The following is a 26900-nucleotide window of genomic DNA, read 5'->3' on the forward strand; positions in this document are numbered from 1 at the left end:
GATGGGATCAAGCAATGAATAAACAGACTTTAATGTGCTGCGGATTACTGCTGGCTTCAACACAGACCGCGGCGGTAACTATCGATGTACGTCATGAATGGCTGGATGACAGCAAAGCCCATAAGGATCGCATCGCCGTATCGCATCGCTTTGATAATGGTATTGGCTTTGGCCTGGAAGCAAAGTGGAGGTCGGGAGGCGATAATAAAAACAAAGCCTTTCGCGATATGGTGAGTAACGGCACTGAAAGTACGCTCAACTATCAGTATCGTCCGATCAAAGAGTGGTTTGTACAGCCGGGCTTTACCCTGGAATCTTCGGAAGAAAGGAGTATTTATAAGCCCTTTTTAATGACCGGCTATGCGTTTGCTAACGGTATCTATATTAACGGCCGCTACCGCTATGAATACACCCGTGAGAGCGAGACTGATAAAGAGGATATGAAAACCAACCGCGGTGAAATATGGTTAGGTTACGACTTTACTGACTGGAAAGTGGAATATAACTATATCTACAAACACAGCGATCAGATCCGTTTTAATAATAAAAAATGGGACTACGAGCAAAACATAAAGGCATTATGGAAATTTAATAAAAGCTGGGCGCCTTATATTGAGGTCGGTGATATCAGCGTGCGTAAAACCACCGATGAACGCCAGACGCGACTGCGTATTGGTCTGCAATATAAGTTCTGATGCAGCGAGAAACCGTGAAAGCGCCGCCGGGCAACCCGACGGCGTATGCTTAACCCAGTCGAGCTTTGATCTTCGCGATCATCGCCGCCGTGGAGATGCCATAGCGATCGTGCAGCGTTGGCAGGGCACCGGCATCCAGAAACGCATCGGGCAGGTTGATGGTATCGAAGTCCGCATAGACGCCTTTACGCAGCAGCAATGAGGCGACCGCTTCGCTGAGCCCGCCGACGGCGCTGTGGTTTTCGGCGGTCATCACCAGGCGTCCTGGTTTAGCCGCCTGTGCCAGGATCGTTTCTTCATCCAGCGGCTTGATGGTCGGCGAATGCAGCACTGCCACGCTGATATTCTCTTTGCGCAGTTGCTCCGCTACCGCCAGCGCGCGCATCGTCATAATGCCGGAGGTGATCAGCAATACATCGCGACCCTCTTCCAGCAGCCTGGCTTTGCCTATTTCAAACTGATAATCATATTTATCCAACACTACCGGCACCTTACCGCGCAGCAGCCGCAGATAAACCGGCCCATTATGCGCAGCCATTGCTGGCACCGCCTGCTCTATGTCCAGCGCATCGCAGGGATCAATGATGGTCATGCCGGGCACGCCGCGCATAATCGCCATATCTTCGGTGGCCTGATGGCTGGGGCCGTAGCCGGTGGTCAGGCCAGGCAGGGCAGCGGCGATTTTGACATTAAGATGCTCTTCGGCAATCACCTGATGAATAAAATCGTAGGCGCGACGCGTCGCAAAGACCGCATAAGTCGTAACGAACGGCACAAAGCCCTCTTTCGCCATGCCACCCGCAGCGCCCATCAATAGCTGCTCGGCCATGCCCATTTGAAAGAAGCGTGTCGGAAAGGCCTGAGCGAAAATATGCAAATCAGTATATTTCGCCAGGTCCGCTGTCATTCCAACGATATCCTGACGCTGGCGCGCCAGTTCGACCAGCGCGTGACCAAAAGGCGCTGAACGGGTTTCCTGGCCTTCATCCGCGATAGAGGCGATCATCGCAGAGGTGGTCAAACGGGGTTTGGTTGACGTTTGCGACATTATGCGACTCCTTGTGGTTGCGTATCTAATATGGCCAGCGCTTTTTGCCATTCGTCAGCATCAACGCGGATAAAGTGATTTTTGTCGCGTGCCTCAAGGAAAGGCACGCCTTTGCCCATCAGGGTGTCGCAGATAATGACGCGTGGCACGGCTTCAGAATGATTTTTTGCGTTATCAAATGCGGTGATGACCTGTTTCAGATCGTTGCCATCTACGCGTTGTACATACCAGCCGAAAGATGCCCATTTATCCTGCAGCGGCTCAAAACCGAGGATTTTTTGTGAGTTGCCGTCCGCCTGCTGACGATTGACATCAATCACGTTAATCAGATTAGAGAGCTGATAATGCGCTGCGGACATCGCCGCTTCCCAGGTCGAACCTTCATCCAGTTCGCCATCGGACATGGAATTGATGACCAGAGCAGGATTCTGTTTCTGTTTCAGGCCCAGCGCCATGCCAACGGCAATGCTTAATCCCTGTCCCAACGAGCCGCCGGAGATCTCCATGCCGGGCGTATAGGTCGCCATGCCGGACATCGGCAGACGGCTGTCGTCCGAGCCATAGGTTTCCAGCTCGCTTTCAGGGATGATGCCTGCTTCGATCAGCGCGGCGTAATAGGCGATGGCGTAATGTCCGTGCGAGAGCAGAAAGCGATCGCGGCCTTCCCACTCAGGCTCCTGAGGTCGAATATTCATGGTGTGACAGAAAGCGGTTGCCAGTACGTCTGCAATGCCCAGCGCCTGGCCAATATAGCCCTGACCCTGTACTTCACCCATGCGCAGGGCATAGCGGCGAATACGCCACGCCGCCGCAGCAACTTTTTGTAGTTCAGTTTGTGACATAGTGAATTCCCCTGCGGTGTATTAATGGATCAGCATTCCGCCGTTCACGTCGAGCGTGATACCGGTGGAGTAAGCGGAAAGGGGACTGGCGAGGAACAGCGCTGCGCCAGCGATATCTGCCGCTTCGCCAAGGCGGTTCAGAGGAATACCAGCCAGAATTGACTGGCGCATCTCATCGGAAAGTTTACCAGCGGTGATATCGGTTTGGATCAGGCCGGGCGTGATGGCGTTAACGCGAATATTATCCGGCCCCAGTTCGCGCGCCATTGCTTTCATCAGCCCCAGCACGCCCGCTTTAGCGGCGCTATAGTGCGGCCCACCGAAAATACCGCCACCGCGCTGAGCGGAAACGGAAGAGATACACACAATGCTGCCTGATTGCTGGCTACGCATAGTGGGGATCACCGCCTGCGACATCAGCAGCGTACCGCGCAGGCTGACGTCCAGCACCGCGTCGTAGTTCTCGCGCTTGATATCCATTAACTTAATCGGCTGCGTGATCCCGGCGTTATTGACCAGTATGTCAATACGGCCATAAGCGCCCAGCACCTGCTCAATTGCCGCGTTAACCTGCTGCTCGCAGGCAACGTTGGCGGCAAGGCCAAGATGACCAGCACCCAACTGCCGGGCTGCCGTTGCGCTGGCTTCAGCGTCGAGATCGATAATCACCACTTTTGCGCCCTGGCTGGCAAAAAGTTTGGCGGTGGCAAAACCCAGACCGCGTACCGAGGCCGCGCCGGTAATCACGGCGACTTTATCTTGTAATAACATAATTAACTCCATTCAGAAGCGTAATAACGCGTGAGTTATTCCGGCTCATCCAGCAGGCAAATAAGCACCAGCCCTATCGCCGCACAGATACCGAAATAAGTGAATACCGCATTGAAGCTGCCGGTTTTATCCAGTAAAAATCCGGCCACCATAGGAGAAACAAAACCGCCTAAATTACCGCCGCTGTTAATAATGGAGGCGGCGATGGGGTAAGTTTTACTGTCGGCAACCGCCATGCCGTAGGCGGTAAACGCAGGCCAGCCGATATTAAGGCACAGCCCGACAAAAAACAGGCCGAGGCAAATAGTGAAGGTATCACCGGAAATACGCAGCATCACCAGCATCATAATAACGGTGGTAATAGCGGTGAACATCATGGTGGGTTTACGGCGTTTTCCCAGTAGTTTGTCAGAAATATATCCGCCGCCGATGGCACCAATTAATCCGCCCAGGCAGGGCATGGTGGCGACAAAACCCATATTTAGGAAGGTAAAGCCTTTTTCCTGTACTAAGTAGAGCGGTATCCAGGTCAGTAACCCATAAAGCACGCTGACCATCATAAAATAAGCGAGGAAATCACCGATGATATTTTTAGATTTGAACAGATCTTTAGCGCGGCTAATCGGCTCCAGTTTTTTTACCCGAATAAGGCGATCGAGTAAGGCGAATTTAGGATGCATAACTAAGTTCGTTCGCGCCTGATTACCTTGTTGGTTATCCGCATGGATAATATCCAGCTCGCCCTGTGAAACAAAACGGCTCTCTTCCGGTCGGGTTTTCACCAGCAGATACCAGGCAACAGCGACAAACATACCAGGAATAGCGAAAGAGAAAAATACCCAGCGCCAGCCGTAATCGAGCGCAATCCAGACTGCCAGTGGCGGCACAATAATCGGCGCAAACATCGTGGCGGCAATAAACACGCCGGTAGCCGTAGCCTTCTCTTTGGCGGGAAACCAGTTATTAATGGTAGAGGCGAGGCCAACCGGACAGGGGCCTTCGCTCAGGCCCAGGCCCAGCCGGATCCATTTTAATGCCAATACCGATGAAGCGGTGCCCATCAGCCAGGTAAAAAATGAAAAGCCAAAAATTGATAGCGCTACGACGCCGCGAATGCCTTTTTTCGCCATAAAGAAACCGGCGGGAATCTGGCTTATGGCGTAACCCAGGAAAAACATACTGGCGATTGCGCCAGCCTCGAAATTATTAATGTGGAATTCTTCGATAATAAAAGGCAGCACTGCGCCAATATTGGTTCTGTCTGCATAATTAACGGCATAGACAATAAATATCAGCGCAAGCACAATAAAGCGGTAACGTGTCTGCCGACTTTGCGTCAACGGCACAGCGTCTGTTTTTAACATAGGGTAGCCTCTTAAATAAATGGCGTCGGAAATAGTTTTAAATGCATTTTTTATAGAGCTCGATTAAATAAGATAGGTTGACTATATGCATTAAAAATTAAATGGGAAGTTAAAAAACTTCATTTGTGGATGAGAAAAATTTGATTCGTGAGAGAAGTCATAAAGGAACATCGAATTTTTAGCAGAGAATTCCTGAGGTAAGTCAACAGTAAAAATAGATAATTGCAAACGTTGTCACATTTGTCAGCCAGAAAAAACAACGGGGTCAGTGAGTAAAATGGGGTCTGTTTATTGTTTAACGAGTCGTTGCACGATAAAATTTCCCATTGCGCAAATGATGATCTTCAGGAGCATAACGTGACCGTCAGCAAAAAGAATATTCTGCCGTTACCTTCATTAAAGAATATCCTGGCTTTTATTGAGGTCGCCAATACCGGGAGCCTGAATAGCGCAGCAGAAAATTTAAACGTTACCGCCTCTGCTGTCAGCCATCAGATCGCCGCGCTGGAAAGTTTTTTAGGCAAGAAGTTGTTTACCCGCAACGGCAAAGGCGTGGTGTTGACGCTCACGGGAGAGGTCTATTTGAAAGAGATTGCCGGGCCGCTGACCCTTATCGGGCGGGCCACGGAAAAGGCCATTCATGATATTCATCATGAGCACCTGCGGGTTCACTCTTCGCCCAGCTTTGGGCTGCTCTGGCTGATGAAGCGTCTGGACAAGTTCAGGCAGGCGCATCCTGATATTCAGCTCAACTTGACCTGTTCCTATGAAAACCTGCAGTTTGCGCGCGATAACCTGGATATTGATATTCGTCACGGGCTGGCCGAATGGCCAACGCTTAATGTCAAAACCATTAAAAATGAAAAAATGGTGGTGTTGGCCTCGCCGGAATATCTGGCACGTCATCCGATAACGCACCCCGAACAGCTGGTTGTTAACGAGTTAATTAATTCGGAAATCACCTTAATTGGCTGGGACGTCTGGTTTTCATGGCATGGCGTAGAATATAAAAATAAAAATTTTGTCTTTAGCTTCGACCGCTCCTATATGAGTTTTGAAGCGGCCTGCATGAATATGGGGTTTATTCTGGAGAGCGATCTGCTGGCGCAGGAATATATTCAGGCGGGGAAGCTGAAACCGGTATTTAACGACAGCTTCGCCATGCCGGTAAGTGCGCATCATTTAGTGTTCCCGCACGCCAGTGAAAAAAAGGAAAAAATGCAACGTTTTCTGGGCTGGCTGGAGCATGAGCTGCAGGCCAGCGGTTTTCACCTGTAGCCGCGCGGGCGGCTAACCGGGCGCGGGGGAGCGCCCGGTTACGCTGGCCTGTGTCTCCGGCCAAATGGCCGATCAGTTCTCGCCGTGGCGCGTATGCAGCATGTAATTGACGTCAACGCCAGGGGCAAGACGGAAGCTGTCACGCAGCGGATTATAGTGCAGGCCGATAATGTGTTTTTCGCGCAGTGGGGTTTCATCTACCCAGTGCAGCAGCTCCGCCGGGCGAATAAATTTCTTCGCATCATGCGTGCCGCGCGGCACCATGCGCAGCACATACTCCGCGCCAACCACCGCCATCAGCCAGGATTTTGCATTGCGGTTAATGGTAGAGAAAAATACGTCGCCGCCCGGTTTGACCAGCTGAGCGCAGGCCAGCACCACCGAGCGCGGATCTGGCACATGCTCCAGCATCTCCATGCAGGTAACCACATCATAGTTGCCAGCATACTGGTCTGCGTGATCTTCCACCGTCTGCTGTATGTAATCGACCTTTACGCCGCTCTCCAGCGCATGCAGACGCGCAACTTCCAGCGGCTCCGCACCCATATCCAGGCCGGTCACCTGCGCACCTTCACGCGCCATGCTTTCAGCGAGAATACCGCCGCCGCAGCCCACATCCAGCACTTTTTTGCCGAACAGGCCGCCCGCGTGCTGGGCAATATAGCCAAGGCGCAGCGGATTAATGCGGTGCAGTGGCTTAAATTCACCCTCCAGATCCCACCAGCGTGATGCCACCGCTTCAAATTTGGCGATTTCAGCCTGATCCACATTGTTCATCTGCGCTCTCGCATTCATCTTTTTCTACTCCTGACAAAGTTTCCCGGAGTATACATCTTCTCGCAGCAATCAGCACGGCACGCCAAAGGGGAAAGCGCGCTTAAAACGCTGCTTTCCGTTCACCGACAGGTTGCAATGTGATATACTTTCGCACCTTTAAATCCGGGATAAATGTAGAGGGATAGCGGCTCCATGAGCGACCTTGCCAGAGAAATCACACCGGTTAATATCGAAGAAGAACTGAAGAGCTCTTACCTCGATTACGCCATGTCGGTCATCGTTGGCCGTGCATTACCAGATGTTCGCGATGGCCTGAAACCTGTCCATCGCCGCGTGCTTTTTGCCATGAGCGTGCTGGGGAACGACTGGAACAAACCTTACAAAAAATCTGCCCGTGTCGTTGGCGACGTCATCGGTAAATATCACCCGCACGGCGACTCTGCCGTTTATGACACCATTGTGCGTATGGCACAGCCGTTTTCGCTGCGTTATATGCTGGTGGATGGGCAGGGCAACTTCGGTTCCATTGACGGCGACTCCGCCGCAGCGATGCGTTACACCGAAGTGCGCATGTCAAAAATCGCCCACGAACTGTTGGCGGATCTGGATAAAGAGACCGTGGATTTTGTGCCGAACTACGACGGCACTGAACAGATTCCGGAAGTGTTGCCCACCAAAGTACCTAACCTGCTGGTCAACGGGTCTTCCGGTATCGCGGTTGGTATGGCGACTAACATTCCGCCGCACAACCTTACCGAAGTGATTAACGGCTGTCTGGCCTACATCGACGATGAAAATATCAGCGTCGAAGGGCTGATGGAGCATATCCCGGGACCGGATTTCCCTACTGCCGCCATCATCAACGGTCGTCGCGGTATCGAAGAAGCCTATCGCACGGGTCGCGGCAAAATCTATATCCGCGCCCGTGGTGAGGTGGAAACCGATGCCAAAACCGGACGTGAAACCATCGTGATTCACGAAATTCCCTATCAGGTCAACAAAGCGCGCCTGATCGAGAAAATCGCTGAACTGGTGAAAGACAAGCGTATCGAAGGCATCAGCGCGCTGCGTGACGAGTCTGACAAAGACGGTATGCGTATCGTGGTTGAGGTGAAGCGCGATGCGGTAGCGGAAGTGGTGTTGAATAACCTCTATTCGCTGACGCAGCTGCAGGTCTCTTTTGGCATCAATATGGTGGCGCTGCATCAGGGCCAGCCGAAAATTATGGCGCTGAAGGATATTCTTCAGGCTTTCGTGCGTCATCGCCGTGAAGTCGTCACGCGCCGTACCATTTTCGAACTGCGTAAGGCTCGCGACCGCGCGCATATCCTTGAAGGTCTGGCGATTGCGCTGGCGAATATCGATCCGATTATTGAGCTTATCCGCCGTGCGCCAACGCCGGCCGAAGCGAAAGCCGGGTTGATTGCGCAGGCGTGGGAGCTGGGTCATGTTTCCGCCATGCTGGAGCGTGCGGGCGATAATGCTGCACGTCCGGAGTGGCTGGAAGAGCAGTTTGGTATTCGCGATGGTCGCTACTATCTGACCGAGCAGCAGGCGCAGGCTATTCTGGATTTACGTCTGCAGAAGCTGACCGGTCTGGAACATGAGAAGCTGCTGGACGAATACAAAGAGCTGCTGGAACAGATTGCCGAGCTGATCCACATTCTGGAAAGCGCCGATCGCCTGATGGAAGTGATCCGTGAAGAGCTGGAAGCCATTCGCGATCAGTTTGGTGACCAGCGTCGTACCGAAATCACCGCGAACAGCGCCGATATTAATATCGAAGATCTGATCAATCAGGAAGATGTCGTGGTTACCCTGTCACATCAGGGCTACGTGAAGTATCAGCCGCTTTCCGATTACGAAGCACAGCGTCGCGGCGGCAAAGGTAAATCGGCAGCACGTATCAAGGAAGAGGACTTTATCGATCGCCTGCTGGTGGCGAATACCCACGATACCATTCTCTGCTTCTCCAGCCGTGGCCGACTCTACTGGATGAAAGTCTATCAGCTGCCGGAAGCGAGCCGTGGCGCACGTGGACGTCCTATCGTCAACCTGCTGCCGCTGGAAGCCAACGAGCGTATTACCGCCATTCTGCCGGTGCGTGAATACACCGAAGGCACCAATATCTTTATGGCGACCGCCAGCGGCACCGTGAAGAAAACCTCGCTGACCGAGTTCAGCCGTCCGCGCAGCGCCGGTATTATCGCCGTCAACCTGCGTGAAGATGATGAGCTGATCGGCGTGGCGCTGACCGATGGCAGCAACGAAGCGATGCTGTTCTCTGCCGCCGGTAAAGTGGTGCGCTTCTCCGAGCAGGCCGTGCGCGCCATGGGCCGTACCGCTTCCGGCGTCCGCGGCATCAAGCTGGCGGAAGGGGATCGCGTGGTCTCGCTGATTGTGCCGCGTGAAGAGGGCGCAATTCTGACGGTAACGCAGAACGGCTACGGTAAACGCACCGCAAACAGCGAATACCCGACCAAATCGCGTGCGACGCAGGGCGTTATCTCGATCAAAGTCACCGATCGCAACGGGCCGGTTATCGGCGCGGTGCAGGTCGAAGACAGCGATCAGATCATGATGATCACCGATGCCGGAACCCTGGTGCGCACCCGCGTATCGGAAGTCAGCATTGTTGGTCGTAACACCCAGGGCGTGATCCTGATCCGTACCGCAGCGGATGAAAACGTGGTTGGCCTGCAGCGCGTTGCTGAGCCAGTGGAAGAAGAAGAGCTGGATGCCATCGATGGCAGCGTCGCTGAAGGGGAGGACGATATCGCCCCGGAAGTAGAAAATGATGATGATATTCCGGACGGCGAAGAAGAGTAATCGCCCGCTTGCTGTTTTGTCGTAGTGGGTTAATCCATCACGCGATAAAAATTATCACAGCAAGCGCTACATATAACGGGCCAGGCAGCTGCTGGCCCGTTTTTTTCGCCTTCAATCCTGGCCGGATACGGCTCAAAGACGTAAAAGTTTTCAGGCAATCTTTCTGAAATAGTCAGGCAGCCGGACTCACACTATTGGCGGAGACGCTGCAAGAGCTGGGTGCGTTCGCCACGTAAAAATATGAGAGGAAGAGGCGAGAAGTGCCGTTGGTTATGAGATCGGCACCGCCCTGTAAGCGAGCCTGAGGCGGCCAGTAAATCGGTGAATCAGGTTGCGATTGCCGGTTATGCGATGGCGATACGCGATGAGAGAGGATATTTAGTCTGAACAGCGAGGCGGAATGCGGCTAACGTCTGGCTTTTTTCGCCATCTGCCGCTACTGTAGCGGGATCAAAAAATTTTAATTATTGTCGGCGGTTGCGCCGGGGCTTTCCCTTGAAATATCTCGTTTCGTTTCGCACAACGCTAAGGATTTCCCGCTACCTGTTTCGCGCGCTGGCGCTGATGCTCTGGTCGCTGGGGGCGCTGTTAACGGCGTTCTACGTTATCAGCATTTTGCATGAGCAAGAAGCGCAGGTGCGTCAGGAGTTTACGCTTAACTATGACCAGGCGCAGTGGTACGTGCGTCACTCCGCTGATATTACTCGCCAGCTAAAATATATTGCCGAGAACCGACTGAACAACAGCGCCAACGGCACAGACGTGCTGAACGGCGTTTTTCCTGGCAAAGTCACGCTGCCGCAGTTTTCTCCGCTGGTCGCCAATTCAAACTGTTCCGCCATGAGCAACACCTGGCGCAGCTCGCTGGAATCACTCAGCTATTTTCTGAACTACTGGAAAACTAATTTCGCCTCCGCCTATGAGCTGAACCGGGTGTTTTTTATCGGCGGCGAAGGGCTGTGTATGGCCGATTTTGGTATCGGCAACGGTTCGGTGGATCGCGAGCGCACGGTAAAAACCCTGAACGAGCGCATTTTGCGCTATCGCAACAGCAGCACGGACGAGCGCAAAAGCAGCCTCTATTGGGTAAGCAATAACGGGCAGCCTGGCGTCGGCTATTTCTATATGATTACGCCCATTTATATCGCCAACAAGCTGGAGGCGCTGCTGGGCATTGAGCAAAATATCCGTCTGGATGATTTTGTCACGCCGGGCAGCCTGCCGGTCACCGCCACGCTGGTGAATGAGGCCAATCAGCCGGTGCTCTCCTCCAACCGGGGACGCGTCGCGTTCTCGCTTGATGAGGTGCCTGATAAGAAAGCCTGGTTTGGCTACGTTGATAACTATAAACAGCTGGTGCTGAAGAAGACTCTGCATCCTTCTAATTTAAGCATTATCTATTCAGTGCCGACCGATGTGCTGGTGGATCGGCTTAAGCTGTTAATGATTAATGCCATCCTGTTGAATTTGATCAGCGCGGTTATTCTCTTTACCCTGGCCTGGCTGTTTGAACGCCGGATGTTCCTGCCGGCAGAGGAAAATGCGCACCGGCTGGAAGAGCATGAGCAGTTTAACCGGAAAATTGTGGCTTCTGCGCCGGTTGGCATCTGTATTCTGCGCACCCGTGATGGCACCAATATTCTGAGTAATGAGCTGGCACATAACTATCTCACCATGCTGACGCAGGAAGATCGCCAGAAGCTAACGGAAATCATCAGCGGCCAGCAGGTTAACTTTGTCGATCTGCTCACCGGCAGCAATACCAATCTGCAGATCAGTTTCGTGCATTCACGCTATCGTAATGAAAACGTAGCGATTTGCGTGCTGGTGGACGTTAGCGCGCGCGTGAAAATGGAAGAGTCGCTGCAGGAGATGGCGCAGGCGGCCGAGCAGGCCAGTCAGTCTAAATCAATGTTCCTGGCAACCGTCAGCCATGAGCTGCGTACGCCGCTGTATGGGATTATCGGCAATCTGGATCTGCTGCAAACCAAACAGCTGCCGAAAGGGGTGGATTCGCTGGTGACAGCGATGAACAACTCCTCCAGCCTGCTGCTGAAAATCATTAGCGACATCCTCGACTTCTCTAAAATTGAGTCGGAACAGCTGCAAATCGAGCCGCGTCCTTTTGCGCCACGTGAGATCATTACGCATATCACCGCCAACTATTTATCGTTGGTGGTGAAAAAGCGTCTGACGCTTTACTGCTTTATTGAATATGACGTGCCGGTTGCGCTGGATGGCGATCCGATGCGCCTGCAGCAGGTGATTTCCAACCTGCTCAACAACGCCATTAAATTTACCCATACCGGCTGCATTATTCTCCATGCCTATGTTCGCGAGGGTTACCTGGCGGTGCGCGTACGTGATACCGGTGTCGGCATCGCCAACAAAGAGATCACCCGGCTGTTCGATCCGTTCTTTCAGGTGGGAACCGGGGTGCAGCGTAATTTTCAGGGAACCGGCCTTGGGCTGGCAATCTGTGAAAAGCTGATCAATATGATGGATGGCGACATTGAAGTGGAATCTGAACCGGGCATGGGCAGTCAGTTTATTGTGCGTATCCCGCTCTACAACAGTCAGGTGATGGCGCCGGTGTTGCATGAAGGTCTGGAAGATAAGCAGATCTGGCTGGCGCTGCGTAACGATGCCCTGGCTGCCTTTATGACGCGGCTGTTGCAGGCGCACGGGATTCAGGTGAAGCGCCTTAACGACCAGCAATGGCGGGCGGATGATGTGATTATTACTGATTACGACTTCCAGCCAGAACAGCCGGTGCGCGCGATCATCCTGTTTGACGGCGCGCACATTGACGTGCCGTATGAGGTCAAACCCGGACGCTGGATCCACAGCACCGCGATGCCGCATGAACTGCCAGCGTTGCTGGGCAAAATTTACAGCGTGCTGGTTGAAGTGCCGGATGGTCTGGCATCGTTGCCGGTGCCGGAGCAGCCAGGCGTGGATAATCACGATATCCTGATTCTGGTGGTGGACGACCATCCTATCAACCGTATGCTGCTTTCCGATCAGCTTAGTTCGCTGGGCTATCGGGTGAAAACGGCGCAGGACGGCGTGGATGCGCTTAATGTGATTAGCCGCAGCGAAATCGATATTGTGCTGACCGACGTCAATATGCCGAATATGGATGGTTATCGTCTGACGCAGCGCTTACGCCAGCTGGGACAAACGTTCCCGATTATTGGCGTTACCGCCAACGCGCTGGCGGAAGAGAAGCAGCGCTGTATGGAGGCGGGCATGGATAACTGTTTATCGAAGCCAGTTACGCTCGATACGTTAAAAACCTCGCTGGCGATTTATGCCGAGCGCGTCAGAAAAGTGCGCGGCGTATAGGTCGTGAGGCATTCGCAATGTAAAAATGACGGAATGGATTCACTTGCTGATTTGCGCCATGTACGAATCGTTGGCCCTGGTAACGCAGCCAATAAACAGGAAACGCTGTTGATGTTTACCATGACGGTAGCAGAGCTTCATTCATAACGCGTCTTCCGTGACGCGTTATGGCGGCTTACTCTTTGTCCATCGGGGCGGTAGTGCTGACCGAAGAGAGATAGTTCAGCAGCGCAATATCGTTATCAACGCCCAGTTTCATCATTGCTGATTTTTTCTGGCTGCTGATGGTTTTGATACTGCGGTTCAGCTTCTTGGCGATCTCGGTCACCAGGAAGCCTTCAGCGAACAGGCGCAATACTTCACTCTCTTTCGGCGACAGGCGTTTGTCACCGTAGCCGCCGGCGCTGATTTTCTCCAGCAGCTTGGCCACGCTTTCCGGGGTATATTTCTTCCCTTTCTGCAGTGCTGCCAGCGCTTTCGGCAGGTCGGTCGGCGCACCCTGTTTCAGTACGATGCCTTCGATATCCAGGTCCAGCACGGCGCTGAGAATTGCCGGGTTATTGTTCATGGTCAGAACAATAATCGACAGATCCGGATAGTGACGTTTGATATATTTGATCAGCGTAATGCCGTCGCCATATTTTTCGCCAGGCATGGAGAGATCGGTGATCAGGACGTTGGCGTCCAGTTTGGAAAGGCTGTTAATCAATGCTGTCGAGTCTTCAAACTCACCAACTACGTTGACCCATTCAATCTGTTCAAGAGATTTACGAATGCCAAACAGAACAATTGGATGGTCATCGGCAATAATTACGTTCAAATTATTCATCTTATTGGTTACCTTGCTGCAGCAGTTGATTGACGTAAGCGTCAATGTCACTGGTGGTATTTTTGATGTTTAAATCGTCACTCGCTTTAATGTGCTGTTCCAGCTGTTCACAAAGCTCCTTGCCGGGTACCAGATTAAGCATGGCAAATACCCCTTTCAGGCGATGCGCTGTCTGAGCAAGCGTCGCGTAATCCCTGTTCGACGCCTCAGTATACAGTCTCTGTACATCTTCCGGTACTGTCTCGACAAATAGCTGGTAGTACCCCCCGCTGATAAGCGGAACGGCTTCCTCTTCTTCATCTTCTCCGGCAGGCGACATATCCTGAGATAGCTGTTTCTCAATTAGCTGTAACAGCGCATCCTGCAACGCGCTACTCAGGTTAAAGTTAACCCGATACTGCTGTTCATTCAGGACGGTAAAGCCCAGTTCATTATCCGTCAGCAACAACGACCAGCCGGAAAGCCGCGCCGGATCGTCAGTGATCAGGATATCGTGCGTTTGGCCGGCAAAACGTTCATCCGGCGTAATGCACTTCGCACCCCAGTTTTCTAACTGATGGGTGACGATTTTGCGAATGTCATCGACTGCGATGTCGATAAGCATAATGACATCTTCCAGCAGCTTCTCTTCCTGCTGCTGTTGATGTTCCGGCGGCACATGCAACAAAATGCTGTAGCGCGTGCCGATATCTGGCCGGGCCAGAATCTCCAGATGACCGCCCATCTGTTTGCACAGCTGACGGCACAGGAAAAAGGCGAGGCCGGAAGCCTGCCCAAAACGATCCTCAGTGGTTTCACCAAGGAACGGGAAATCATTATTGCCCAGTTCATCGCGCGTCAGACCCGCGCCGGTATCCACAATCTGAATATTCAAACGATCGGGACGATCGGCAGGGGACTCGACCTCCAGCGTTATCTTGCCCCAGCTGGTGGTGGTAAGCGAATAGTGAAGCAGAGTGGCCAGCACCTTATAAATAGCGCGACTATCGCCAAAGCGCATCTCATCGCTGTTAAGGTGGTTGCGTACCAGCAGCGTCAATCCTTTACGGCGTGACAGCGGCAGCAGTTCCAGCGTCAGTTCATCCAGCAGAGATTGCAGATTAAATGAGGCAGCATCCGGAGCCCAGTCATGGGTTTCCAGTCGGTTCAGCAGCACAATATCATCCACCAGACGGGCCAGCGCCTGGCTATTTTCCAGCGCGTCGTGCGCATGGTCATCGTCGCTGGTTTCGCTGAGCGTTTGCAACTGAGCCACAACCTGCTGCAGCGGACGATGCAGCGCATGTCCAAGATTCTGCATCAGCTGTTGACGCAGTTGATGATTACGATCCAGCACCTGCTGCGCCTTCTGCAATTTTTTATTCACCAGCAGCTCGCGATCCTGATCGCGCATCAGAAACAGCTGCGTATGTGGCGAATGATGGCTGCGGGCATGGCGAATCTCATACACTTCGTTATTAACCGTCGCCTGCAGCACGCCCTGATGCTGATCGGACATATTAACGATCTTCTGCAGGTTTAGATGCGGCAGCAGGTGTTCGGCGATTTTGTTGCTGATAATGGTGCGATTGCTGGCGAAGTCATAAACCAGCAGGCCAACCGGCAGGCTGCTGACGATCTCCTCGTTAAGCATACGCAGCGCATCCAGCTCGGCGCTCTGATTTTCTCCCGGACGCAGCGACTGTTGGCGTAGCAAAAATAAGCCGGCCAGCGACATTAACAGCAACAGCAGGTTGGCCATCAGCGGCCACATCAAATTGCGCAGCGTATCTAAAGCAAGCGTACTCAGCGGGATGCGATAAATCAGCTGCTGCGGCGTGCTGGGCAGCGAAGCTGCAATCTCTATGTTGGGATTATTGAGCGTGATGCGGGTATTTTGTAACTCATCTTCGTTATCCGTGCTGCTGCTCAGAACGACATCCTGCTTAAGCTGGAAATTTTCCAGCGGCATATTATGCGGGATAAGATCGTTAATCGGCATATCGAACGCAACCACGGTAGCCAGATGGCCGGGCTGATTAAAGGTAGTGCGCACGGTAAAATAGTGATCGTTTTGCCAGGCGAAACGGCGCAGCGGCGAGAAGCTTTCGCGCTCATCCAGCGCGTTAGCCTGCTGCAGCATCTCTGCACGCCGCGCATCAACGATATTGCTGATTGCGCTCTCTTTATAGCGCGTCGCCATATCTTTCAGCGGCAGGGTAGAGATCAAAATCAGGCTATTATCCTGCCCATTAAGAAAATACATCGACCAGGTGCTGTTTTCCGCACCCCAAAGGGTATCCAGGTAATTAGACATGCGCAGCGTCATATCCAGCGTGCTGCTGTCGTGCGAGCCGAAGATCAGCGCCTCGGTTTTACGCCGCATCTTTTCCAGATAGTAGACGTCAGGACGCAGCCGGGTTTCCTGCAGGCTGGCAGAGGGAGTACTTCCGGCCGCGCTGGCCGCCAGGTTCTCATAAATCTGCCAGGTCGCAAAGCGATAGGTATCGATGCGTTTTTGCACCGAGCGGGTAATATCCGCCATGGCATAGCGTTTTTCCAGCAGCCAGGTATTAACCGCGTTATGGACCATAAAGCCCAGCGCCAGCAACAGCAGCAGAATAAACATCACGAAAAAACGCGTAACGTTGCTGGAAGATAAAGGAAACTTGTACATCATGATGAAAGGGGGTACCTGACCATTTAACGTGTTACCAGCCGTGCGCTGGCAGCAACTGCCACCAAAAGAACCACGATGGCAGCAAACGCGGTCACCAGGCCAAAGCCGTGAGCCACAAAACCGATTAACGCCGGACCTGCCAGAATACCGGCATAACCGATGGTTGTCATGGCGGAAACCGCCATATTTACCGGCATCACAGTTTGACGCCCGGCGGCGCTGAACAGGATCGGTACCGTATTAGCCGCGCCAAAGCCAATCAGTAAAAACGACAGCAGCGCAATTGTCACGTTATCAACGCTAATCAGCAGCAGCACGCCCAGCGCGGCGCAAAGACAGCCGCCCGCCAGTACCAGACGATTACTGAAGCGGTTAACGATCCGGTCGCCGGTCAAACGACCAATACTCATGGCGATGGAAAAGACCGCGTAGCCCAGCCCGGCCTGTGCGGCGGGCATTTTGCGTTCCTGCGTCAGCAGCAGGGCGCTCCAGTCCAGCACTGCGCCTTCGGTAAGAAACAGAATAAAACAGAGCACACCGAGGAACAGCACCCAGCCGCGCGGCACCACAAACAAGGGGGTATCCTGCTGATGCATCCGTTCCGTCAGCATCCCGCGCTGGCTGGCCAGCAGTAGCAGAAGCAGCAACAGCAGCATCGCCAGCACCGCCTGTAGCGGCGACAATCCCAGCCACAGCAGCGCGCTGACCAGCCCCGCGCCTGCGATCCCGCCGATGCTATAAAAACCGTGAAAACCGGACATCATGGTGCGCTCAGCTGCTTTCTCAACTTCTACAGCCTGAATATTCATCGCTACGTCCAGGGTGCCTATTGCGGCACCGAACAGCATCAGCGCCAGCGCCAGCGTGACGGGAGAGGAGAGCGTCGCCATAAAAGGCAACATCAGCATCACAATCAGGGATGAGCAGACGATCACGCGCTTGCAGCCCTGTTTGCCCACCAGCGATCCGGTCAGCGGCATGGCGATCAACGAGCCAAGGCCGAGAAACAGCAGCAGGCCGCCCAGTGCCGCATCGCTAACGTCCAGGCGCGATTTGGCAAATGGCACCAGCGGTGCCCAGGTTGAAACGCCGATGCCCGCAATCAGAAAAATGATCCGCGTGGCCAGCTGCACGGTAGGCTGGCTTTTCCGTGTCTGTTCAACATCCGCTGAGGTCATTGGTCAGTATCCATGATGCGCAAAGGGGTTCCTTTTTAACACAAAATCAACCGGCAGAGCAGCGTTTCATCGGGAGATGGCGGCTACAGCTATTCTGCGCCAGCAAGGTTATTAAACGATAAAATGGAGGTTGTTAATCAGTTTTCGCCGCCGGAGCGCTTTTTCAGGAAAGTTCCTGGCTAAAAGTGGCAAAATCAGGCGCGTCACCTTGCCATAAGTCAAATTAAGGATAATGGCATTTCTGCGAAAACAGCTGTTAAAGATGAAGGAAAACTGCGCCGAGGGTAGCAGAACCCCAGACGGCAGATTGTAGCAGTGTTCCCCCTGTCGCAGGATTTGCCGCATACAGGCACGATCGCTTTCCTCAGGCTGCGCTTGTACTCAACAACGGGGCCGACGCGCCCCGTTTTTTACCGGTCGCCCAACGAAGCCCGCTTATTTCACACGATGTTGCCGATTTATTCAGCGTCGCCGCATTTTTCACCTACAGCTAAAGAGCGCGGGAAGCGCTGATTGAGGTAGTCGGCTACGCCAGAAACTACATTTTAGCCCCTAGGTTAATTCCTAAATATTCCCGCTGCGTAACAGTCAAAGGCGGCACAATGTTAAGCGGCACCTCAGCTTAACAAGGACAGCGGCGCTTCGCGTGCAGACAGCGTGATATCAAGGGATTAGCCAGCACGCATGTAACAAAAATAAAATTGCGTTGCCCCATTTTGGTGCCATCGATTAATTTTATTAATCGATAAGATAAATTGATAAAGATGCTGTTCTTACCTGTTTTCTTTATATCTGGTCGCACATGACGGTAACAAACCGTTTTTAGATAATGTTTCATTGCCTGGTTATTGGGCTGATTCAGCTCTGGTGCGCGCCAACCCTCCCTTTCAGGTTTTGAAAGGATAAATAAAGCTGTGCAATTCATCCCGGCCGCGGGGTGCGTCTGTCCACGGCAATTTTTCATCTGGCGCCACAGGAGATTTATTATGGCCAACACCATCGATCGTCAGCGGCTTGCCGCTGCGCTTCCTTTTTCTGACGCTACCCTGGTGACCAGTCTCGCGGCTGAAACGGATACCGCCTCGCCGCGCGTGGCGACGACATCCTTATCCAGCCATCAACAGGCTGACGCCCCGACGCGCGCGGCGGCGGCGGACGAGACTATCACCATCAACCCGATCTCCATCGATAACACCATCGGCTATTACGAGCATGGCAACGCCACCGTGGTGTCCGGCTATGTGCGCCAGGGCAATCCAGGCGACACCGTTACCGTCACCCTGCATGGCAAAAGCTACAGCGGCACGCTGGGCAATGATGCGATGTGGTACGTTACCGTGCCGGAAAGCGATATCGCGCAAATCCCCAACGGCAAAGTGACCGTTAACGCCTCTCATATCGACAGTACGGGCGTGGCGCACAAGGCCACCAGCCAGATTAACCTGCTGGCGGGCACCGCAAGTCCGTCAGTGCCGACGCTGTTTCTTAACAAGGTGACCGGCGACGATGTGCTGAGCGCCATCGAACGCGGCGGCGATCTGCTGATTTCCGGTTGGGGCCGCAATATCGGCGAAGGGTATGAGGTCACGGTAACGCTGAACGGCCATCAGTATCAAGCCACCACCACCAAAGACAGCCGCTGGACCATCAGCGTGCCGCAGGAAGATGTGCAGGCGCTGCCGGAAGGAAAGATTACGCTGCTGGCTTCGCTCGGCCATGAGGCGCGCGTCGCAGAGGTGGCGAAAACCCTGACGCTGAATAACGAGGGCGCGGGCAAGGCGTCGCCGTCGCTGGAGATTGATACCGTATCCGCAGATGACACCATTAGCCTCTATGAAATCGGCGCCACAACTTTCCTTACCGGCCATGCCAGCAACATACCGGCAGGCAGTCGCATTAAGCTGACCATTGCGGATAAAGTCTTTTATGGCGAAGTGACCAGCGACGGCGTCTGGAGCGTCAAAGTCGGACAGCTGTATAACGCCAAAAACGCCAATTCCACCCATGCGGTCGTCAGCTGGCAGGACAGCGTCGGCAATGAGGTGGCCGCCAGCCGCGAAATCCATCTGGTGCCTTCAAGCTACCCTTATAAATATCCGATGGCGTTTCAGATCGATACCATCAGCATTGACGGCAAGGTCGATGCGCAGGAAGGGCACAGCGATCTGATTATCACCGGCTCGAAATTCTCCGGTGAAAACCTTGGCTTCGGCGAGACGGTTTACGTCACGCTTAACGGCAAAACCTATACCGGCGTGGTGGAAGGCGGCAATTATGATAACCACTGGCAGATTACCGTGCCCGCCAGGGATGTACAGGCGCTGCCGCCCGGCAGCTATACGGTGATCGCCTCGATTAACGCTACGCTGAACACGGGCGAAAGCGTGAACAGCACCCAGACCAAGACTTTTACCGTACTGGACCCTGATCTGGCGTTTAATCCGATCTCAGTCAACAACGCCATCACGAATAATGAGCACGGCAACGCTACGGTCATTTCCGGCTACGCGTATCAGGGAATGCCAGGCGACACCGTGTTGATCACTCTGCATGGGAAAACCTACAGCGGTACGCTGGGTAACGACGGTATGTGGGCCGTCACCGTGCCGGAAAGCGATATCGCTGCCATTCCCGGCGGCAAAGTGACGGTCACCGCCGATCATACCGACAGCGCGGGCGTGGATCATCACGTCAGCACGCAGTTTACGTTGACCAACAGCAGCAATAAGGTACCGACGCTGGCGGTGAATAAAGTCACCGGCGATGACGTGCTGAGCGCCGTCGAGCGCGGCGGCGAACTGCTGATTTCCGGCTGGGGCCGCTATATCGACAGCGGACATGAGGTGCAGGTGATGCTGAACGGCCACACCTACAGCACCAAAACCACCACCGACAGCCGCTGGGTGATTACCGTGCCGAAGGAAGATGTACAGGCGCTGCCGGAGGGCCAGATTACGCTGATCGCCACCGTGTTCTACGGTGGGGCGAAGGAAGTGGCGCAGGTGGCGAAAACCCTGACGCTGAACCATAACGGCGAAGGTAACGAAACGCCGGTGTTAACCATCGATACGATTTCCGGCGACAACAACGTGGATGGCGGTGAAATCGCGGCGCCTTTCTATATTACCGGCCATGCCACCGGCATTCCGGCGGACAGTACGGTGAAATTGACCGCCGGGGACAAGGTGTTTTTCGGCACCGTTACCAGCGAGGGCGTCTGGAGCGTCAATGTTCCCGATCTGTTTAGCGTCAAAAACGGCACCACGACCCATATTACCATCAGCTACCAGGATCAGGACGGCAATCAGTTTGCCGCTACGCGCGCGATTAAAACGGCGGCGGGCAGCTATCCCTATCATTATCCCATGACGTTTGAATTTGATCCGATCAGCGGCGACAACCATCTCAGCGGCGCGGAAAAGCATAGCGATCTGATTATCAGTTCCTCCCGCTCCTCCGGCGAGGGACTGGGCATTGGCTCAACGGTGTACGTTACGCTGAACGGCAAAACCTACACCTCTGTCGTTGAGGCGGGCAAAGATGGGCAGGGCTACGATAACCACTGGCAGGTCACTGTGCCCGCTAGCGACGTAGAGGCGCTTAAGCCCGGCAGTTATACCGTCGTCGCCATGATGAGCGACTGGCTGAGCTGGAGCGGTTCGAATGTGACCCAGGTGCAGGCGAAGATTATTACCGTGGATGCCGATGGCGCGGTGACCTTTAGCGATGTTCAGTCGACGCAGAGTCATGACGCCTCCGACGCGCTGGCCATGCACGCGGCAACGTTGACCGCCACGGAAACCGTGGGCGTTGACGATGGCGCCCAGCCGCTGGATACGGCGTCGCTCGGTCTGCACAGCGCCAGCCAGCCCTCGCTTGCCGCGCTGGTGGATCGCTTAACCGCCACCGATGCTGACGCCCAGACCAGAACAGATACGCAGGCAACCACCGGCGCCGAAACGTCTGTGCACGGCGTGGAATCGGCGAAGCCAGCAGCTCATGTGGAAGCGTCTGCGTATGACGGGCAAACGGCGCAGTCAGTCGCTGACGGCGAAACCGCCGCACAGGGCGTGGGCGTGGCAAAGGCAACCGCTGGCGCAGAAATCTCAGGCCATAATGAGGAAACGGCGCTGCCGCCCGCTCCGGCGGATATGTGGCACGGCGTGACCGCTGTCGGCTACAGCGCGACGCAAAGCGAGGATGCCGCTCACCATGCGCCGACGACGGAAAATGCGCTGGCCGAGCTGCTGCAACAGCAGCATTTACAGCCGGTAGTCTGATAACAATGTTTAGTTCATTTTAATATTCAAGCAATGTTACAAAGTTGTTTTTTAATGACTTAGGCGGCCTTGTGCTGCCTTTGTCCTTTAGCAGGCGCCTTTATACCTGTTAGTGAGAATGTGATTTATACCGCAAAATAGCTGACGGCAAAATTACGCAACTGATTAATAAAATGAATGGAATTCGGTAATGATTCATGATGTTATTTTACCGGATATGAGTATCGCACGAGGGAACGGCTCCTGCCTCACGCGTACGAATAATAAAAAGGTTGATCGAGCTGCATGCGTAAACTCCTTATTTCTCTTTGCCTGAGCGCCGCGTGGGGCTGCGTGGGGCATGTCGCCTGGGCGGCCTCAGAGCCGAAAGCTGAATTTAACTGGCGTGCCGCACCTACCGAGGAGCGCATCGCCACGCTTACGCTACGTGAAGCGATTCTGCGCGCTTTCGCCCGTAATCCACAAATTGCCCAGGCCGCTGCACAGATCAACGTGGGCGAGGCGGAGCTGGACGCCGCCAAAAGCGCCTGGTATCCGCAGATTTCCCTGCAGGCGACCGGCGGACGATCGAATCAGACCAACTCCTCCGGCAGCCTGAACAATACCGCCTCCGGTGGCGTGATGCTTAGCCAGCTACTGTATGACTTTGGGCGCACCGGCGGAGCGATCGATGAGCAGCATGCGCTTTCTGACGCCTACCGTTTTGCCCTATTCGATACCATGACAACCGTTGCCGCCGATACGCTGCAGACCTACCTGGAGGTGAAGCGCTATCAGGCGCTGGTGGTGTCTGCACGAAAAAATATCGCCTCACTGGAGCATGTGCGCGACATTGCCAGACTGCGTGCCGATGCTGGCCTGAATTCGCAGTCTGACGTGCTGCAGGCGGGCACGCGTCTGGCCGGAATGCGCGCCACGCTGGAGCAGTATCGTGCTCAGCAGCGTTCGGCGCAGGCGCAGCTTACGGTACTCACCGGCGTCATCTCCGATAACCTGCCAGAGCTGCCGGAATCGCTGTTACAGCAGCAGGTAACGCTGGACCGTATCGCCTATGAGAAAAGCGCCGCGGTGCGCAGCGCGCAGGCCAGGCAGCAGGCGGCCCGCGAGCGGGTTAACCAGGCGGCATCGAATCACTGGCCCACGGTTAAAGTGGAGGCGGGACGTACCCGCTATGAAAACGACAACCGATCTTACTGGGATGATGAACTGCAGCTACGGGTAGAAGCGCCTCTTTATCAGGGGGGGCTGGTCGATGCCCGCACCCGCTCCGCTGAGGCGGCGCGTCAGGCGGCGCAGGCGGAAATCCAGCGCGCCAAGCTCGATATTAACCAGAACGCCTCCACCGCCTACGCCGACATGATCGGCGCGCAGCAGCGTCAGCAGGCGGGAGAAGTACAGCTGGAAAGCGCAGAGCACACCCGCTCGGTTTATGCGGACGAGTACCGGCTCAGCAAGCGCAGCCTCAACGATCTGCTCAGCGTCGAGCAGGATGTGTTTCAGGCTGACAGCATGCGCATCACCGCGCTGTATGACGGCTGGAATGCCACGGTGCGCTATGCGGCAGCGGTGGACAATCTGCTGGATATGATGGGCATCGATCGCGAAAAGCAGAGCGGCGAGTGTCTGCCTTCACTGAATTAGCAAGCAGGTAACAGAGATGAATAAGGCAGCGACTATGACCACCTCTACCGATAACTGGATCGCGGCGATGCTGCGGGTTGCCGCCCGCTTCGGCAAGCCCGCCGATGGTAAAACGCTGCGTCAGCAGATGCGCTGGTTTGAGCATCTGCCGTCTGATAAACAGCTGGAGCGTCTGGCAGGGCTGCTGGGCCTGCATCTCAGCATGACGCCGCGTGAAAAGTTACGCTGGCGACAGGAGGTGACGCCGGTGATCCTGCTGCTGGATAACGGCAGCGTGGCAGTGGTCGAGGCGATCGATGCTGAAGGACGCGCGCGCTACTGGCTGAGCGATGGCGGCGATGTGGTGCGTGAAAGCGATCTGACGGAGCTGCTGGCGCAAAGTCAGCAGCAGGTGGCGGTGCCCGGCGTGGCGGCGCGCGCACGCGATGCGCGCATTGATGAGTTTGTGCAGCCGTATGAGGAGCACTGGTTCTGGAAAAACTTTCGCGGCATGGGACGGCGCATCGCTGAAATCTCTCTCGCCTCGGTGGTGGGTAATGTGCTGGCGCTGGCGGGCATCCTGTTTTCGATGCAGGTTTATGACCGCGTGATCCCGGCGCAGTCGGAGCCGACGCTGTGGGTGCTATTTGCCGGCGTGCTGATCGCCGCTGCGATTGAATACCTGATCCGTCTGATGCGTACCCAGGTCTCCGATCTGATGGGCAAACGCATCGACCTCAAGATCTCTTCCATGCTGTTTGCGCGAGCGATGAATATTCGTAACGAAGCGCGTCCGAAATCCACCGGTTCTTTTATCTCGCAGCTGCGTGAGATCGATCAGGTACGCGAGCTGTTGACCTCCACCACCGTTGGCGCGGCGGCGGACCTGCCGTTTGTTATTCTGTTCCTGTTTATCATGGGGTTTATCGGCGGTCCGCTGGTGATCATTCCGCTGCTGGCGATCCCGCTGATTGTGATCCCGGGCCTGCTGGTGCAGATCCCGATGGCAAAACTGGCGAAGGAAGGGATGCGCGAAGGAGCGCTGCGTAATGCGGTGCTGGTGGAAACCATTGAGGGCGTAGAGGATATCAAAGCGCTACAGGCGGAACCCTATTTCCAGCGCCAGTGGGAGCAGACGCATGAAGTGAGCGCCGCTATCGGCATGAAACAGCGACTGTGGGGAGCGAGACTCACCGGCTGGGCCTCATCGGTACAGCAGCTGACCTACGCGAGCATGCTGGTATACGGTACCTATCTGGTGCTGGCGGGCGATATCACCACCGGCACGCTGGTCGCCAGCAGCCTGCTCTCCTCACGCACCATTGCGCCGCTGATGCAGCTGACGATGATTTTCTCACGCTGGCAGCATGCCAAAAGCGCGATGAAAGGGCTGGATGAGCTGCTGAAAAAGCCGCTCGATCAGCCGGAAGAGGGCGAGATGGCGCACTGTCCGACACTGGCCGGTCATTACGATCTGCGTAACGTGCAGTACACCTACGATGAAGAAAATGTCAAAAATGTGCTGAACATCGGGCAGCTGCAGATCAAGCCAGGCGAGCGCATCGCGCTGCTGGGCAAAGTTGGCGCCGGAAAATCGACGCTGCTAAAGCTGCTGGCGGGACAGGCGAAAGCGACACAGGGCAAGGTGATTGTTGATGGCGTGGATATCAGTGGTATCGATCCGGTTGATTTGCGGCGTCAGCTGGGCTGGCTGTCGCAGGACTCCCGGCTGTTTTTTGGCACCCTGCGGCAAAACCTGATGCTGGGCAATCCGCATGCCAGCGAACAGGAGATGCTGCAGGCGCTGCGCGTCAGCGGCGCACTGAGCCTGGTGCAGCAGGATGCCGCCAGCCTGGATCGTATTATTAACGAGGGTGGCCGCGGTCTCTCCGGCGGTCAGCGCCAGATGGTGCTTATCAGCCGTATGATCCTGCGTCAGCCGCAGGTGGTGCTGCTGGATGAACCCACCGCCTCGATGGATGAACAACTGGAAGAACATGTGATCCGGCAAATGAAAAGCTGGCTAAGCGGGCGCACGCTGGTATTGGTAACCCATCGTCCGGCGCTGTTAAAGCTGGTGGACAGGATTGTGGTGATGGACAACGGTCGTATTGTCGCAGATGGCCCGCGCGATGATATTTTGCGTAGCGCCAGCGCGGCGAAGCCAACCAAAGGAGATGCCGCATGACGCAGGTTACGGTTGATCGCCAGTTAAAAACCCATGAACGCCGCACCTCGCTGATTATCTGGCTATGCAGCGCCGCGCTGGTGATCTTTTTGGTCTGGGCGCATTTCGCTATTCTCGATGAAGTCACGGTGGGCACCGGCAAAGTGACGCCCTCCAGCCGGGCGCAGGTAATTGAGAGCCTTGACGGCGGTATCGTTAATCAGCTGAACGTGCATGAAGGGGATATTGTCAGTAAAGGACAGGTTCTGGCGCGGCTTGATCCAACCCGCTTTCAGTCCAATTTTGGCGAGGCGCAGTCGAAAGTACGCACTCTGCGTGCCTCAGCGGAACGATTACGCGCCGAGCTCACCGGCGAGCCGCTGCAGTTTAGCGAGCAAACGCTGCGTGAGCCGGAACTGGTAGCGCGTGAAACGCAGCTCTATGAGTCACGACGCCGTAATTTACTGGAAACCGTCAACAACCTGCAACAGTCGCTGAAGCTGGTGCAGGAAGAGTTACGCATGACCGCGCCGCTGGTGGCGAAGGGCGCGGCGGGCGAGGTGGAAGTGATTCGTCTGCGTCGGCAGGTGAGCGAACTACGCGGCAAAATCGACGAAGCGCGTAACGAATATGCGGTGCGCGCGCGCGAAGAACAGGTCAAAAATAATGCCGAGCTGGACGCCCAGCTACAGGGATTGACCGGCAAAGAGGATCAGCTGACGCGTGCCACGCTGTTATCGCCGGTGCGCGGCATCGTAAAAGATATACAGGTGACCACGGTTGGAGGCGTGTTGCAGCCGGGCGGTAAATTGATGGAGATTGTGCCGCTGGAGGATCAGCTACTGATTGAAACCCGCATTAACCCGCGAGATATCGCCTATATTCGGCCTGGCCTGCCTGCCGTAGTGAAAATTACCGCCTACGATTCTTCAATTTATGGCGATCTGGATGGCGAAGTGGAAACGGTTTCCCCGGATACCCTCCAGGATGAGGTAAAGCGCGATCAGTATTATTATCGCGTTTATGTGCGCACGCAAAAAGCGGAGCTGACTAACCGCGCTGGCCGTAAATTTCCAATTCTGCCAGGCATGGTCGCCAATGTAGAGATAAAAACCGGTCAAAAATCAGTAATGGATTATTTAATTAAACCGCTAAATAAAATTAACGAAGCGATGCGTGAACGCTAAGCGCCGTAGCTTGTTTTTTGTGACAACA

Annotated in this window: 16 protein-coding genes; 8 read left to right on the top strand and 8 right to left on the bottom strand. The window is 54.6% G+C overall.

Features of this window, described 5'->3' with window-relative positions; genetic code table 11:
* Positions 1-14: 14 nt before the first annotated feature.
* A complete protein-coding gene (locus ACQE3Z_RS02150) occupies positions 15-695 on the top strand; it encodes an oligogalacturonate-specific porin KdgM family protein (protein WP_426971916.1) in 681 nt (226 codons plus the stop codon).
* Between the two features lie 49 nt (positions 696-744).
* Here the strand turns inward: ACQE3Z_RS02150 and ACQE3Z_RS02155 are convergent, their stop codons facing one another.
* Genes ACQE3Z_RS02155 through ACQE3Z_RS02170 form a run of 4 tightly spaced genes read right to left on the bottom strand, consistent with a single transcriptional unit; the run spans position 745 to position 4720 of the window.
* On the bottom strand, positions 745-1743 hold the full coding sequence (locus tag ACQE3Z_RS02155) for a transketolase family protein (RefSeq protein WP_426971918.1): 999 nt from the start codon (positions 1741-1743) through the stop codon (positions 745-747).
* The gene (locus ACQE3Z_RS02160; protein ID WP_426971919.1) at positions 1743-2585 is read right to left on the bottom strand and encodes a transketolase; all 843 of its coding nucleotides are present in this window, start codon (positions 2583-2585) and stop codon (positions 1743-1745) included. Before ACQE3Z_RS02160 ends, ACQE3Z_RS02155 begins: the two co-directional genes overlap by 1 nt.
* Before the next feature lie 21 nt (positions 2586-2606).
* Positions 2607-3356, bottom strand: coding sequence for an SDR family NAD(P)-dependent oxidoreductase (locus ACQE3Z_RS02165; protein ID WP_426971921.1), 750 nt, complete (start codon positions 3354-3356; stop codon positions 2607-2609).
* Between the two features lie 35 nt (positions 3357-3391).
* Positions 3392-4720, bottom strand: a complete 1329-nt coding sequence (locus ACQE3Z_RS02170) for an MFS transporter (protein ID WP_426971922.1) — start codon at positions 4718-4720, stop codon at positions 3392-3394.
* A gap of 357 nt (positions 4721-5077) precedes the next feature.
* Here ACQE3Z_RS02170 and ACQE3Z_RS02175 point away from each other — a divergent pair, with 357 nt between their 5' ends.
* Entirely contained in the window at positions 5078-5998 is a 921-nt protein-coding gene (locus tag ACQE3Z_RS02175; protein WP_426971923.1) for a LysR substrate-binding domain-containing protein, read from the top strand.
* 72 nt (positions 5999-6070) lie between these two features.
* On the opposite strand, the gene ubiG is transcribed toward ACQE3Z_RS02175, so the two are convergent.
* Positions 6071-6793 carry a bifunctional 2-polyprenyl-6-hydroxyphenol methylase/3-demethylubiquinol 3-O-methyltransferase UbiG gene (ubiG, locus tag ACQE3Z_RS02180; protein WP_426971924.1) on the bottom strand — a complete coding sequence of 241 codons (723 nt, stop codon included), beginning with the start codon at positions 6791-6793 and terminating at the stop codon, positions 6071-6073.
* Between the two features lie 174 nt (positions 6794-6967).
* On the opposite strand from ubiG, the gene gyrA reads away from it, so the two are divergent.
* Positions 6968-9604 (top strand): DNA topoisomerase (ATP-hydrolyzing) subunit A, encoded by a 2637-nt coding sequence (gene gyrA, locus ACQE3Z_RS02185; RefSeq protein ID WP_426971925.1) that lies wholly within the window; start codon positions 6968-6970, stop codon positions 9602-9604.
* A gap of 495 nt (positions 9605-10099) precedes the next feature.
* Positions 10100-12952, top strand: coding sequence for a two-component system sensor histidine kinase RcsC (gene rcsC, locus ACQE3Z_RS02190; protein ID WP_426971926.1), 2853 nt, complete (start codon positions 10100-10102; stop codon positions 12950-12952).
* Between the two features lie 175 nt (positions 12953-13127).
* On the opposite strand, the gene rcsB is transcribed toward rcsC, so the two are convergent.
* Genes rcsB through ACQE3Z_RS02205 form a run of 3 tightly spaced genes read right to left on the bottom strand, consistent with a single transcriptional unit; the run spans position 13128 to position 17618 of the window.
* Positions 13128-13781, bottom strand: coding sequence for a response regulator transcription factor RcsB (rcsB, locus tag ACQE3Z_RS02195; RefSeq protein WP_085071058.1), 654 nt, complete (start codon positions 13779-13781; stop codon positions 13128-13130).
* A gap of 1 nt (position 13782) precedes the next feature.
* Positions 13783-16440 carry a phosphotransferase RcsD gene (gene rcsD, locus ACQE3Z_RS02200; RefSeq protein ID WP_426971927.1) on the bottom strand — a complete coding sequence of 886 codons (2658 nt, stop codon included), beginning with the start codon at positions 16438-16440 and terminating at the stop codon, positions 13783-13785.
* A gap of 23 nt (positions 16441-16463) precedes the next feature.
* Positions 16464-17618 carry an MFS transporter gene (locus ACQE3Z_RS02205; protein WP_426971928.1) on the bottom strand — a complete coding sequence of 385 codons (1155 nt, stop codon included), beginning with the start codon at positions 17616-17618 and terminating at the stop codon, positions 16464-16466.
* Positions 17619-18604: 986 nt separating this feature from the next.
* Between ACQE3Z_RS02205 and ACQE3Z_RS02210 the strand changes: the two genes are divergently transcribed.
* From ACQE3Z_RS02210 to ACQE3Z_RS02225, 4 genes are all read left to right on the top strand, one after another.
* Positions 18605-21898, top strand: a complete 3294-nt coding sequence (locus tag ACQE3Z_RS02210) for a hypothetical protein (RefSeq protein WP_426971930.1) — start codon at positions 18605-18607, stop codon at positions 21896-21898.
* A 285-nt stretch (positions 21899-22183) separates the two neighbouring features.
* Complete coding sequence (locus ACQE3Z_RS02215) at positions 22184-23539, top strand: TolC family outer membrane protein (RefSeq protein WP_426971932.1); 1356 nt, start codon at positions 22184-22186, stop codon at positions 23537-23539.
* Between the two features lie 16 nt (positions 23540-23555).
* Entirely contained in the window at positions 23556-25706 is a 2151-nt protein-coding gene (locus ACQE3Z_RS02220; protein ID WP_426971934.1) for a type I secretion system permease/ATPase, read from the top strand.
* Positions 25703-26872, top strand: coding sequence for an HlyD family efflux transporter periplasmic adaptor subunit (locus ACQE3Z_RS02225; protein ID WP_426971936.1), 1170 nt, complete (start codon positions 25703-25705; stop codon positions 26870-26872). The genes ACQE3Z_RS02220 and ACQE3Z_RS02225 overlap by 4 nt, the downstream gene beginning before the upstream one ends.
* The last annotated feature ends 28 nt before the right edge of the window (positions 26873-26900 follow it).

The sequence above is a fragment of the Pantoea sp. FN0307 genome (assembly GCF_050113815.1).
GTDB classification, from domain to species: Bacteria; Pseudomonadota; Gammaproteobacteria; order Enterobacterales; family Enterobacteriaceae; genus Mixta; species Mixta alhagi.

Bases quoted from the DNA above. Each gene is read 5' to 3' on its own strand.
- ACQE3Z_RS02150 (WP_426971916.1), top strand. From the start codon at position 15: ATGAATAAACAGACTTTAATGTGCTGCGGATTACTGCTGGCTTCAACA.
- ACQE3Z_RS02155 (WP_426971918.1), bottom strand. From the start codon at position 1,743: ATGTCGCAAACGTCAACCAAACCCCGTTTGACCACCTCTGCGATGATC.
- ACQE3Z_RS02160 (WP_426971919.1), bottom strand. From the start codon at position 2,585: ATGTCACAAACTGAACTACAAAAAGTTGCTGCGGCGGCGTGGCGTATT.
- ACQE3Z_RS02165 (WP_426971921.1), bottom strand. From the start codon at position 3,356: ATGTTATTACAAGATAAAGTCGCCGTGATTACCGGCGCGGCCTCGGTA.
- ACQE3Z_RS02170 (WP_426971922.1), bottom strand. From the start codon at position 4,720: ATGTTAAAAACAGACGCTGTGCCGTTGACGCAAAGTCGGCAGACACGT.
- ubiG (WP_426971924.1), bottom strand. From the start codon at position 6,793: ATGAATGCGAGAGCGCAGATGAACAATGTGGATCAGGCTGAAATCGCC.
- gyrA (WP_426971925.1), top strand. From the start codon at position 6,968: ATGAGCGACCTTGCCAGAGAAATCACACCGGTTAATATCGAAGAAGAA.
- rcsB (WP_085071058.1), bottom strand. From the start codon at position 13,781: ATGAATAATTTGAACGTAATTATTGCCGATGACCATCCAATTGTTCTG.
- rcsD (WP_426971927.1), bottom strand. From the start codon at position 16,440: ATGATGTACAAGTTTCCTTTATCTTCCAGCAACGTTACGCGTTTTTTC.
- ACQE3Z_RS02205 (WP_426971928.1), bottom strand. From the start codon at position 17,618: ATGACCTCAGCGGATGTTGAACAGACACGGAAAAGCCAGCCTACCGTG.
- ACQE3Z_RS02210 (WP_426971930.1), top strand. From the start codon at position 18,605: ATGGCCAACACCATCGATCGTCAGCGGCTTGCCGCTGCGCTTCCTTTT.
- ACQE3Z_RS02215 (WP_426971932.1), top strand. From the start codon at position 22,184: ATGCGTAAACTCCTTATTTCTCTTTGCCTGAGCGCCGCGTGGGGCTGC.
- ACQE3Z_RS02220 (WP_426971934.1), top strand. From the start codon at position 23,556: ATGAATAAGGCAGCGACTATGACCACCTCTACCGATAACTGGATCGCG.
- ACQE3Z_RS02225 (WP_426971936.1), top strand. From the start codon at position 25,703: ATGACGCAGGTTACGGTTGATCGCCAGTTAAAAACCCATGAACGCCGC.